The sequence below is a fragment of the Massilia polaris genome, from assembly GCF_012927275.1.
GTDB lineage: Bacteria > Pseudomonadota > Gammaproteobacteria > Burkholderiales > Burkholderiaceae_D > Telluria_A > Telluria_A polaris.
Map to the genome: position 1 here is coordinate 87,622 of NZ_JABBGG010000002.1, position 12,398 is coordinate 100,019.

A 12,398-nucleotide genomic window follows, 5' to 3' on the forward strand; every position below is an offset into this window, starting at 1 on the left:
GCCTCCTATTTAAGTTCGAACCCGCGCGCGGCCTCGGCCGACGGCGCCGATGCCGGCACCGCAGGCATGGCGTCGGTTGCCGGCGCGCGGCCTTCCATCTTCCCGCCGAGAAGGAACTCGGCGCGTCCGGCGGGCATCAGCTTGTCGGTCGGCAGCGTGAAATCAGGCGGCAGCGGCTTGACCAGGTGGGCCGTCACCACGAAGACCAGCTCGGTGCGGTCCTGCTGATAGTCGGTACTGCGGAACAGGGCGCCGAGCACCGGCACTTCGCCCAGCGCGGGCAAGCCCTTCAGGTTGTTCACCCGGTTGTTCTTGATCAGGCCGCCGATGGCGAAGCTCTGGCCGTCATACAGCTGGACGGTGGTGCTGGCCCGGCGCGTCGTGATCAGCGGAAGAATCGAGCCGCCGGTGAAGCCGGCCGCGCTGATGCCGATGCCTTCGCGGGATATTTCCGATACCTCCGGCGCCACCCGCAGGTTGATGCGGCCACCCGACAACACGGTCGGCGTGAAACGCAGGCCCACGCCGAACTCCTTTTCTTCCAGCGTGATCCGGTTGTTCTCCTGGGCGACGGGGATGAATATCTTGCCGCCGGCGAGGAAACTTCCTTCCTGGCCGCTGATTGCCATCACGGTCGGCTCGGCCAGGATGCGCACCAGGCCATCCTGCTTGTGCGCTTCCAGGGTCAGCTGGTTGCCGTTGGTCTTGCGGGCGTCGAGCAGGCCGCGCGCGGTGCCGGTCAGGAAATTCGACAGCAAGGTGGTCGCCCAGCTGCCATGATTGAACTTGAGGGTGGTGCCCGCTTCCAGCCGTTCGAGCAAGGTCTTCGACACCTCGGCGATCTTCACCTCCAGCATCACTTGCTGCGGGGCGCTGACCGACAGCATGTTGACGATGCGCGCGCCGGAGCCCGCAGCGGCGCCGGGCGCGGGCGCCGCATCCTTGTCGTCGCTCTTCTGTGCCAGGGGGCGCTGGGCACGCCGCACGAAGGCCTGCGCGAGGTCGTTGGCGCGCGCCACGGCAGCGCCATCGGACACGTCGCCGGTCAGGATCAGCGAATCGGCGGCGGCCTGCACGCGGATGTTCTTTTCCTCGGGCATGACGCTGGCCAGGGTCGCCTGCAGCGCCGTCGGGTCCATCGACACCGTGATGTCGATCACGCTGCACGAGCCGCCCTTGCCCTGGATGATCATGTTGGTGGTGCCGATGTCGACCCCGACCAGGTACAAGGTATCGGGCGCGACCAGCATCGACTGCACGATGCCCGGGTTGCCGACACTGCGGTGCAGTACCGGTTCCGGCAAGCGCATCAGGTTCGATTTACCGACCTGCAGCGCCATGCTGCCCGGACGCGCGGCTTCGCCGCTGCAACGCGGGCTGGTCTCGGCGCGCGGCGCTTGTCCTTTCGCCGCTGCGGCAGACTGGGCCTGCGCCGCGGCTGCGCCGTGCGCCAGTGCCAGCATGACGGCCATTGCGCCTGCCCGCACTGCGCACGTGGTGTGCTGCCCGATGCCTTTGTCCATATCGCTCATCCTGAAAAAGTCTTGCGTAAGGAAAAATCCGTCGTCCCGGCTTCAGAAGCATTCCTGCGCGCTGCGTCCGCCGATGATCACCGCCACGCAGTCGCGTTTGACGGGCGCCGCCACTGTCATCACGCGCGGCCTGGGCGCGGCACGCCTGGCCGGCGCGACCGGTTTGGCCTGCGCCAGCGCCGGCGGCGCGGCCAGATCATCGAGCAAGGTGCGTTTGGTGGCGCCGGGGGTGGCCGGCGATTTCGGATCGATCTGGTTGCGCAGCGCCAGCGACAGGGTGCCGACGCTGCGCGCCAGGTCGAGGTGTTCGGCTTGCTGCGGCGTGACTTCGAGCGTGACGGCGTTGACCACGCGCGGCTTGGTGTCGTCGCGGCTGACTTCCTGGGCGACCGCCAGCACCAGGATGCGTTCGAGCACGATTTTCGACACTTGCAGCGCGCCGCGTGCGTTGCGCTCGGCCTCGGTTGGTTCGCGTTCGAGGTGCACGATGACGTCGACGTAATTGCCCGGCAGCGCAAACCCGGCCACGCCGATCACGTCGTTGACGCGCACCGTGATCGCACGCTTGCCCTCGGTGATCATGGCCGACAGCCCGCCCACCGTGCCGGGCGGCGCCAGCTTGTCCTCGCTGAGCACCTCGCCGCGCATCACGTTACTTTTGAGGACGCGGTCGGCCAGCCTGGAAAAGTCGGTGAAGGCATTCTTCGGCAGGCTCTTGAGGCTGATTTCTTCCAGCTTCAGCATCTCGGGCAGCAGTTTCTGTCCGCGGCCGACATCGGCGACCGCCACCACCACCCGCTGGGCACTGTTGGCCGATTGCCGGGCCAGCCAGAGCGAGGCCAGCACCACGGCGGCGATACCGAACAGGATCGCAACCGCCATCATTATGATCGCGCGCTTGTTTTTCATCAGATTCTCTCGAGCAAGGGATCGGAGCCGTAGGCGTTATACGGGGCGGGTGGCAAGGAAGGTGAAGCGTGGCCATGGGCGCAGCCGGCAAACATGCTGACCCAGGCCTGTTCCAGCGTGGCGATGGTAAGCCGCGGCGCGATGCCGGAAAAGCTGGCGAAGTCGCAGATCCGTCCCAGCAGTTCGCGCGGATAGCTGGCCAGCAAGGGGCGCCCGGCAGGATCGTGCAGGCGCGTCAGCAAGTGCTCGGCGACCGCGTCGTCATGGCTGATGCGCAGCAGCCGGCACTGGTGGCGGAACAGCGCGCGGTAATTCTGCTCGGTCAGCGCGCCGACCTGGATCTTGTAGCCGACCCGGCGCATCGAGGCGTCGTCAAGCAGGCGCGGCGGTGCGTAATTGGTGACCAACACCAGGGTGGCGTCGAACGGCACGCCGATCTTGTGGCCGCCATCGACGGTCAGCTGGTCGTTGCCAGCCTCGAGCGGCGTAGTCCAGCGGTTCAGCAGGTCGGCGGGGGCGACGCGCTGGCGGCCGAGGTCGTCGACCACCAGCATGCCGCCGTTGGCCATCAAATGCGGCGGCGCCTGGTAGACGCCATTGGCGCTGTCGAAGCGCAGGTCCAGCATTTCCTGGCTCAGTTCGGCGCCGACCTGGACCACCGGGCGCTGGCACAGCGACCAGCGCGCATCGACGCTGCGCTGGTTTTCGCCCTGGCGCGCGGCCAGGGTGGGCGGCAGGTGCACCAGCGGATCGTAAAACTGGATGATGTCCTGGTCGACCAGGATCGCGTACGGCACCGCGACCAGGCCTTGCTGGAGCTGGCCGAGCTTGCGCGCCAGCGTGCTCTTGCCGCTGCCGGAAGGGCCGTACAGCAGCAGCGAGCGGCTCGACTGCAGCGACGCGCCAAGCTGTTCGCACACCGCCGCATCCAGGTGGTCGTCGGCAAAGGCGGCGGCCATCTCGGCGGCGCCGATGCGCGGCGCGCCGGCCTGGCGGGTCGACTGGCGCAGGCAGACTTCGCGGTAGGCTGGCAAGGTGACGGGCGCCGGACCGGCGTAGCGGCAGCGCGCCAGGTATTCGGCGGCACACTGCTTGCCGGCCGCGGTCAAATGGTATTGCAGGTCGAGGTCGGTGTCGCCGCCCCATCCGGCTTCGGCCATCTGCCCGGCCACCATCGCGTCGAGCACTTCGCGCATGACGCCGATCGACAGGCGCAGCTTCCCGGCCAGCACCGGCAACGGGGTCCTGGTCCCCGAATACATGGCTTTCGCGGCGAGCTCAAGCAGCATCGAAAGCTCGAGTCCGGTTTCGCGCACCGTCTTGGGCTGCGGCGGCAGTGTCGCGACCGGCTCGGCGGCCGGGCCGGCCTGGCCGCGCTTGGCGTCGGCGGTTCTCGCTGCGGTCAGTTCGGCTTCGATCATGGATGTTCCCTTCTCAGCGCCAGCGCATTTCCGTAAGTCACAATTAATTCTATCCAGCACGGAAAGCGGTCGCTTGACGAAGAGCAAGCAAAGCCATACGACGAAATCAGCCGTGGCGAATCGACAGCATCAGGCAAGTTGCCGCGGCGATCGCCAGGCCATACGGCATGCCGCCCACGCTGCCGGCCGGGAGCGGTTCGCGCACCGACGGCATGCCGACCGCGCGCATGCAGAGCGGACGCAGCAGGATCCACATGTTGGCGACGAAAGCGCGCCAGCGCCCCTGCCTGGCCACCATCACCAGCGCCATCACGCCGCCGGCGCAAAACGTGGCAAGCGCGATGTCCAGCGCCAGCATCGGACCGGTGAAGGCGCCGACCATCGCCATCAGCTTGACGTCGCCGGCGGCCATGCCGCGCAGCAGGTAGAGCGGAAGAAAGATGAGCAGGCCCACGGCGCAACCAGCCAGGCCAACGGAAATAAACTGCAAAGGGGTAGCGGAAACCAGGTGGAGGACACCGGCGCTGAACAGTCCGCACAGGACCAGCCGGTTGGGAATCTTGCGCGCCGCGAGGTCGTGCAGGCAAGCGCTCAGTACCAGCGCAATCAGGAACCCATCAAGATACAGTGCGTTGATCATGGCAAACTCACTGGCGGGGTAGAAGAATGCTTTCCGGGCCGGGCCCTGCCCGGAAAGCGAAGTTACCGCTTAGGCGGGCGGAGCACCAACATTCATCTTGCCGGCAATGTAGTTAAAAGCGCTCGTCAATCCGCCCGATACCGCGGTGACGCCAACCACCAGCGCACTGGCAATCAGCGCCGCGATCATGCCGTACTCGATGGCGGTAACGCCACCTTCGTCATTCACGAACTGTTTCAGTGCAGTGGAAAGGGTGTGCATGACAGACTCCTTGTGAGTGAATAAAAAACACATGCCCTGGCGCAGCGGATCGCGGTAAATGCTTTCCTTAACTTGCTGGATTTCAATTCCTGCGCCATTGAGTTCACTATACATTTCGATTCCACAGGGCAAGTTGACTGTGCGCAAGTTTTCCATGCGGCATTTTTATTCGCTGTTTTTGTTTGCGGTTTTCGTGGTCGGCCGAGGCCGTTTGCGCGCATGTGGCTTGATCTGGGAGAAGTTTCTCCCCAGCTAACCGCAACGCCATGCAGGACGGTAGAATCGGCCTTACTGGCAAGCAACTCTGCAGTTGCCAAATATGCAAAAACCCATTATGCTGCATGACTGTTCTTTGGAATTGCCCTGTGCTTGGCTTCTCGGTGCGCCTTAGCAAAATCGTTGACGGGCGTGGTTCCTGGGCTATGCGTGGATGCTTGATTACACTTCTGAGAACGACATGGATTCCCTTCTGAGACACATGGTGGACATGACCGGCCACCGCGATCACACGATGCTCGACATCTCCGTGATCTCGGCAGTGCAGGAACTGGCCGGCGCGCTGCAAACGCGCGTGCTCACCATCACCGCCGTCCGGGGCCAGGAGTTCGTCCGCCCGCGCGCCTTGATCGGGCGCGGTTCGCCGGCCTGCATGGTCGAGCCGGTCGACGGCAGCAGCCCGGGCGAGCCGCTCGCGCAGTTTCCCGAACTGGCCGCCTGCCTCGCGGGCCATGAAGCCAGCCGCGAAGTCATTTCCGCCGACGGCATGCGCACCCTGTGGCTGCCGATCTGGATGGGCGACCAGGCCGACACCTGCCTCGAGATCGTCCACCCCGAGCCGTACAGCACCGATACGATCCACGTCATCAGCGGCATCGTCAGCGTGTACCGCAACTTCCAGAACCTGCTCGACTACAGCGAACGCGATTCGCTCACCGGCCTGCTCAACCGCAAAACCTTCGACGACCAGCTCGCCAAGATGCTGCTCACCTCGAACGAGCTGGAAACGCTGCCGCCGCTGCCGGGCCAGCCGGAGCGGCGCCACCATTCGGACGCCGAAAAACAGTGGCTGGCGGTGGTCGACGTCGACCATTTCAAGCTGGTCAACGACAAGTTCGGCCACCTGTACGGCGACGAAGTGCTGATCCTGATCGCCAACCTGCTGCAGTCATCGTTCCGTGCGCAGGACCGCGTGTTCCGCTTCGGCGGCGAGGAATTTGTCGTGCTGCTGCGTTCGACCTCGCTGGAAAACGCCCGGAAGATCATCGACCGCTTCCGCACCAATGTCGAATCGCACGAGTTCCCGCAGGTGGGCCGGGTGACGGTGAGTGTGGGGTTTGTCAGCATCAGCGCGTACGAATCGCCGGTAATCATCCTCGGCCGCGCCGACCAGGCGCTGTACTACGCCAAGAGCCATGGCCGCAACCAGGCCTGCCACTACGACCAGCTGGTCTCGGGCGGCCAGCTGCACGCGGTGCCGACCAACGACACCGCCGAATTCTTCTAGGCCGCTTACGCCGCCAGCGCCATGAAGCGCATCGGGTCGACTTTCCACTTCTCGGGCGACTCGTGGCGCACGATCTTGTCGCCGCCGCCGAAACCGAGCGCGCGCGACAGGTCGACCGTCTCCGGCTTGATGTAGGTGTCGCGCTTGGTGTGGAAGAACACGTTCACCTTCGGCGCCAGCAGCTTGGTCGCATGCGCCTCGACCACCACGCCCAGCCGTCCCGACTCCAGCAGCACCATCGTGCCGACCGGGTAGATGCCGACGCAGCGCATGAATTCCTGCACGAACTGCGGGTTGAAATGGAACTTGCTCCACTCGTACAGCTTGCGCAGCGCGTCGGCCGCGGCCATGCCCTTGTGGTAGCAGCGGTCGGCGGTGATCGCGTCGTAGACGTCGACGATCGCCGCCATCTGGGCCAGCTCGCTGATGCCGCTGGCGGCCTGCTTGCCGGGATAGCCGCTGCCGTCGAAGCGCTCATGGTGGTGCAAGGTGATGTCGAGCGGAATCGCGCCAATGCCGGGCGACTGCTTCAGGATGTCGTAGCCGTCCTGCGGGTGCTTGCGGATGATGGCGAACTCTTCCTCGGTCAGGCGGCCCGGTTTGTTCAGGATTTCGTCCGGCACCAGCGCCTTGCCGGTGTCGTGCACCAGTCCGCCGAGGCCGGCCTGGTAGGTGGTACTCGAGTCGATCCGGCGCGCGTTGCAGAACGCCACCAGCAAGGTGCACACGCTGACGGAATGGAGGAAGGTGTAGTCATCCTTGGTCTTGATGCGCAACAGGCCGAGCAGCGCGCCCGGATTGCGCAGGATCGAGGCGGTGATGTCTTCCACCACCGGCCCCACGCGGTCGAGCTCGATGACCTTGCCCAGCCGCGCATCCTGCATCACGGTGCGCACCAGCCCGACGGCCTGGTGGCGGATCTGCGTGGCGCGCTTGAGCTCCTCAGCCATCGACGCGCGCGCGGCCACCACCGGCGTTTCGGCGATCTGGATGATCGCCGCTTCGTTCTGCACGCGCACTTCCTCGACGGTCGGCGCATGGTCCGCATCCAGGCCGCGCGAACAGTCGATCACCACATCGTGAATGCCGGCATCGATGATCTTGCGAATCTCGCCTTCTGTCTTGAGCAACAGGCGGTTGCGCACGAACGGATGGCTCATCCAGTCGCAGCTGAGATTGTGGATATACATGCCAACCTTCAGCTGGGATGCATCGATATTTTTTAGCATAGGATGTGGTGCTGTGTTTTAATCGTCGCGCGATCGGGACCGGTCACGCACCGAGTATACCTGCTCCATTACCCTAAAGCATTTCTTTTCGTTACTGTTTTTTGCAATAATGCAATTTTTAAGCCAATAAGCAACATGGAATTACGCCAGCTTCGTTATTACGTTGCGATTGTCGACCACGGCTCGCTGTCGCGCGCGGCGCTGGTGCTGCACGTCGCCCAGCCCGCCCTGACCCAGCAGCTGCGCCAGCTTGAGGACGAGCTCGGCGCCCAGCTGCTGCACCGCTCCGCGCAGGGCGTGCTGTGCACCGACGCCGGCAAGGTGTTCTACGAGCACGCCCAGGCGATCCTGAAACAGGTGGCCGACGCCCGCTCGGCGGTGATCCAGTCGACCACCCGCCCCTCCGGCAGCGTCACCCTCGGCCTGCCGCACAGCATTTCGGGCGCGCTCGCCCTGCCGCTGCTGATGGCGACCCGCGCCAGCTACCCCGAAATCACCCTCCAGCTCACGGAAGAGCTGTCCGGCAGCCTGCTGGAGCAGCTCAAGTCCGGCCGCATCAACCTGGCCGTGCTGTTCGACGACGGCCAGTTGGGCGCCTTCACCAGCACCCCGCTGATCGAGGAGGACCTGATGTTCATCTGCCGCGCCGGCTCGGCCTTCGACCCGGGCGGCGCCAGCGTGGCGTTCGCCGACGCGCTCAAGCAGCCCCTGATCCTGCCCGCCCAGCAGCAAGGCGTGCGCCCGCGCATCGAAAACGCCGCCCATGGCGCCGGTCTCGCGCTGGCCAACGTCATCGAAATCAATTCCATCGCCATCCTCAAGTCGGCCCTGCTGGCCGACATGGGCGCGACCTTGCTGCCGGCCGCGCCGCTGCAGGACCAGGTCGACAGCGGCGCGCTGGTGGCGCGCGCGCTGCATGACCCGGCGCTGACCCGCAGCGTGACGCTGTGCGCCTCTAAAAACATCCCGCTGACCAACGCCGCCGCCGCCGTCGGCAAGCTGGTCCACCAGGTCGCGCGCGACTTGTGCGACAGCGGCGGCTGGCGCGGCGCCCGCGTCAATCTGCACAAATAACAGGCAGCTCCCGCCTGCCATCACAAATTCTTATACCCCCATCCCAAAAGCCTATTTCCCCTATTGCGGGTAAGGCCATACACTCGCGCCCAGACTAGTCGCTTACAGCGACGCCCACCCCGGCCGTGACCGGCGCCCACCCGGCGCCACCCGCTGCCGGGCGCCACCGAATTACCATTTTGGAGCTTCACATGCCTGATACGATCATGCCTGCCGGCCCGCAGGACGCTCCCTCGCGCCTGACCACGGTCACCCTCGACGACAAGTACACTGCAACCACCGGCAACATCTTCCTGTCCGGCATCCAGGCGCTGGTGCGCCTGCCGATGATGCAGCGCGTGCGCGACGCCGCCGAAGGCCTGAACACCGCTGGTTTCGTCTCCGGCTACCGTGGCTCCCCGCTCGGCGGCCTCGATGAAAACCTGTGGAAGGCCAAGAAGCACCTCGAAGCCCACCACGTGCAGTTCGTCCCCGGCGTCAACGAAGACCTGGCCGCGACCGCGGTGTGGGGCTCGCAGCAGGTCGACCTGATCGGCCCGGCCAGGTACGACGGCGTGTTCGCCATGTGGTACGGCAAGGGCCCGGGTGTCGACCGCTGCGGCGACGTCTTCAAGCACATGAACCACGCGGGCACCTCGAAGCACGGCGGCGTGCTGCTGGTGGCCGGCGACGACCACGGCGCCTACTCCTCGACCCTGCCGCACCAGTCCGACCACCTGTTCTCGGCCTCGATGATCCCGGTCCTGTATCCATGCAACGTGCAGGAATACCTCGACCTCGGCATCCACGGCTGGGCGATGTCGCGCTTCTCCGGCTGCACCGTCGCCTTCAAGGCGCTGGCGGACACGGTTGAATCGTCGGCCTCGATCGACGCCGACCCGTTCCGCGTCACCGTCAAGATCCCGCAAGACTTCCAGATGCCGGAAGGCGGCCTGAATGCACGCCTGTCCAGCATCCCGCTGGGCCAGCAGGCGCGCAACCAGGAAGCGCTGATGCAGGACTACAAAATCTACGCCGCGCTGGCCTATGCGCGCGAGAACAAGCTTAATCACACCACCATCGACAGCCCGAACGCCAAGCTCGGCATCATTGCCTCCGGCAAGTCCTACCTCGACGTGCTCGAAGCGCTCGAAGACCTGGGCATCGACGAGAAGATGGCCCAGGAAGTCGGCCTGCGCCTGTTCAAGGTCGCCATGCCATGGCCGCTCGAGCCGGACAGCGTGCGCGAATTCGCGCAGGGTCTCGACGAGATTTTGGTGGTCGAAGAAAAGCGCCAGATCGTCGAATACCAGCTCAAGGAACAGCTGTACAACTGGCGCGACGACGTGCGTCCGCGCGTGATCGGCAAGTTCGACGAAAAAGGCGAATGGGTTGCGCCGCGCGGCGAATGGCTGCTCACTTCCAAGGCCGACTTCTCGGTCTCTCAAGTGGCGCGCGTGATCGCTTCGCGCGTCTCGCGCCTGATCTCGGACGAGAAAACCTGCGACCAGATCCGCGACCGCCTCGCCTTCCTCGACGCCAAGGACGCGGTCCTGAAAAAGGCCAACAACACCCCGTTCCGCCCGGCGTTCTACTGCTCGGGCTGCCCGCACAACACCTCGACCAAGGTCCCGGAAGGCAGCCTGGCGCTGGCCGGCATCGGCTGCCACGTGATGGCGACCTCGATCTACCCTGAGATGAACAAGCTGACCACCCACATGGGCGGCGAAGGCGCGCCGTGGATCGGCCAGGCCGCGTTCTCGACGATCCCGCACGTGTTCCAGAACCTCGGCGACGGCACTTACTTCCACTCGGGTTACCTGGCGATCCGCGCAGCTGTTGCGGCCAACGTCAACATCACCTACAAGATCCTGTACAACGACGCGGTCGCGATGACCGGCGGCCAGCCGGTCGACGGCACCACCTCGGTGCCGCTGATCGCCCAGCAGATGGCCGCTGAAGGCATCAAGCGCATCGCGCTGGTCACCGAAGACCTGTCGCGCTACGCCGACCGTTCCAACCTGCCTGCCCTCGTCACCCTTCACGACCGCAAGGAGATGGACGCGATCCAGCGCGAGCTGCGCGACGTATCGGGCGTTTCGGTCATCATCTACGACCAGACCTGCGCCGCCGAGAAGCGCCGCCGCCGCAAGAAGGGCGAATTCCCCGACCCTAAGCAGCGCGTCGTCATCAACGAAGCGGTATGCGAAGGCTGCGGCGACTGCGGCGTGCAGTCGAACTGCGTGTCGATCCTGCCGAAGGAAACCGAATTCGGACGCAAGCGCGCGATCGACCAGTCGTCCTGCAACAAGGACTTCTCGTGCACCAAGGGCTTCTGCCCGAGCTTCGTCACGGTCGAAGGCGGCACGCTGAAGAAGTCGAAGACCGGCGTCGCGAAAAAGAACGAAGACGACGGCTTCGGCGCGCTGCCGCTGCCGGTCCTGCCATCGGTCGAGCAGCCGTACAACATCCTGATCAACGGCATCGGCGGCACCGGCGTGATCACCGTCGGCGCGCTGATGGGCATGGCCGCGCACCTGGAAAGCAAGGGCGCATCGGTGCTGGACATGACCGGCATGTCGCAGAAAAACGGCTCGGTCACCTCGCACGTCAAGATCGCCAAGTCCCCTGCCCACCTGCGTGCGCAGCGTATCGCTACCGGCGAAGCGGACCTGATCCTCGGCTGCGACATGCTGACCGCCGGCGCGCAGGACGCGATCTCGAAGATGCGTCCTGGCCGCACGATGGCCGTCATCAACCTGCACGAACAGCCGCCTGGCACCTTCGCGCAAAACGCCGACTGGCAGTACCCGACCGACCAGGTCCGCGCGCTGATCAACGAATCGGTAGGCGCGCCTGATATCGACGCGGCCGACTTCATCGACGCCACCAAGCTGGCCACCGCGCTGATGGGCGACTCGATCGCCGCCAACCTGTTCATGCTCGGCTACGCATGGCAGAAAGGCCGCATCCCGCTGACCGAAGCGTCGCTGCTGCGCGCGATTGAACTGAACGGCGTCGCCGCCGAATCGAACAAGCGCAGCTTCCTGTGGGGCCGCCGCGCCGCCGTCGACCTGAAGAAGGTAGAACGCATCGCCACGCCTGCGCAATCGATCGTCGTGCAGATGCCGCAAAGCCTCGAGAACGTGATCAAGAAGCGCATCGACTTCCTGACCGGTTACCAGGACAGTGGCTACGCCGGCCAGTACGAGCAGCTGGTAGCGAAGGTGCGTGCGGCCGAAACGGCGGCGGGCCTCGGCAACAAGCTGTCGACCGCCGTCGCCAAGTACTACTTCAAACTGATGGCGTACAAGGACGAATACGAAGTCGCGCGCCTGTACACCGACGGCCGCTTCGTCGAGCAGCTCAAGACCCAGTTCGAAGGCGACTTCTCGCTCAAGTTCCACCTGGCGCCGCCGCTGCTGGCGAAGAAGGACGGTAAGGGCCACCTGGTCAAGGCGCAGTTCGGCTCGTGGATGTGGAGTGCGTTCAAGCTGCTGGCCAGGTTCAAGTGCCTGCGCGGTGGCGCGTTCGACATCTTTGGCTACACTGAAGAACGCAAGATGGAACGCGCGCTGATTGTGGAATACCGTGAGATGATTGAGGGTCTGGTCGCCAGCCTGAACGCCGACAACCACACGACTGCAGTTGCCCTGGCGAACCTGCCGGAACAGATTCGCGGCTTCGGGCATGTGAAGGAGGCAAATGTTGCTACCTTCCGTACCGAAAAGGCGCGTTTGCTGGCTGGCAACTCGACCGCAAAAGCAGCATAAGCCACCACTGCCGTCGTTCCCGCGAAAGCGGGAACGACGGTTTTTAGGTTGCGGGCGAGCACCACCGCGCCCCGCG

9 protein-coding genes are annotated in these 12,398 nt (G+C 65.0%); 3 read left to right on the forward strand and 6 right to left on the reverse strand.

The window, feature by feature from the left end:
* Positions 1-5: 5 nt before the first annotated feature.
* The 5 genes from HHL21_RS04225 to HHL21_RS21570 all read right to left on the reverse strand — a co-directional run bounded on the left by HHL21_RS04225 (position 6) and on the right by HHL21_RS21570 (position 4,877).
* Positions 6-1,523 (reverse strand): type II and III secretion system protein family protein, encoded by a 1,518-nt coding sequence (locus tag HHL21_RS04225; protein ID WP_229496015.1) that lies wholly within the window; start codon positions 1,521-1,523, stop codon positions 6-8.
* Positions 1,524-1,574: 51 nt separating this feature from the next.
* Positions 1,575-2,441, reverse strand: a complete 867-nt coding sequence (gene cpaB, locus HHL21_RS04230) for a Flp pilus assembly protein CpaB (protein ID WP_169464024.1) — start codon at positions 2,439-2,441, stop codon at positions 1,575-1,577.
* Positions 2,441-3,862: a DUF8689 domain-containing protein gene (locus HHL21_RS04235; protein WP_229496017.1), complete on the reverse strand. Its 1,422-nt coding sequence runs from the start codon at positions 3,860-3,862 to the stop codon at positions 2,441-2,443. Before HHL21_RS04235 ends, cpaB begins: the two co-directional genes overlap by 1 nt.
* A gap of 106 nt (positions 3,863-3,968) precedes the next feature.
* Positions 3,969-4,502: an A24 family peptidase gene (locus HHL21_RS04240; protein WP_169464025.1), complete on the reverse strand. Its 534-nt coding sequence runs from the start codon at positions 4,500-4,502 to the stop codon at positions 3,969-3,971.
* A 69-nt stretch (positions 4,503-4,571) separates the two neighbouring features.
* Positions 4,572-4,877: a Flp family type IVb pilin gene (locus tag HHL21_RS21570; protein WP_229496019.1), complete on the reverse strand. Its 306-nt coding sequence runs from the start codon at positions 4,875-4,877 to the stop codon at positions 4,572-4,574.
* Between the two features lie 343 nt (positions 4,878-5,220).
* Here HHL21_RS21570 and HHL21_RS04250 point away from each other — a divergent pair, with 343 nt between their 5' ends.
* Complete coding sequence (locus HHL21_RS04250) at positions 5,221-6,267, forward strand: GGDEF domain-containing protein (RefSeq protein ID WP_169464026.1); 1,047 nt, start codon at positions 5,221-5,223, stop codon at positions 6,265-6,267.
* A 5-nt stretch (positions 6,268-6,272) separates the two neighbouring features.
* Here HHL21_RS04250 and HHL21_RS04255 read toward each other — a convergent pair whose 3' ends face one another.
* A complete protein-coding gene (locus tag HHL21_RS04255) occupies positions 6,273-7,496 on the reverse strand; it encodes an HD-GYP domain-containing protein (RefSeq protein WP_169464027.1) in 1,224 nt (407 codons plus the stop codon).
* Between the two features lie 135 nt (positions 7,497-7,631).
* Between HHL21_RS04255 and HHL21_RS04260 the strand changes: the two genes are divergently transcribed.
* Together HHL21_RS04260 and HHL21_RS04265 are read left to right on the forward strand one after the other, a co-directional pair.
* Positions 7,632-8,570, forward strand: a complete 939-nt coding sequence (locus HHL21_RS04260; protein WP_169464028.1) for a LysR substrate-binding domain-containing protein — start codon at positions 7,632-7,634, stop codon at positions 8,568-8,570.
* Between the two features lie 191 nt (positions 8,571-8,761).
* A complete protein-coding gene (locus HHL21_RS04265; protein ID WP_169464029.1) occupies positions 8,762-12,322 on the forward strand; it encodes an indolepyruvate ferredoxin oxidoreductase family protein in 3,561 nt (1,186 codons plus the stop codon).
* Positions 12,323-12,398 lie beyond the last annotated feature (76 nt).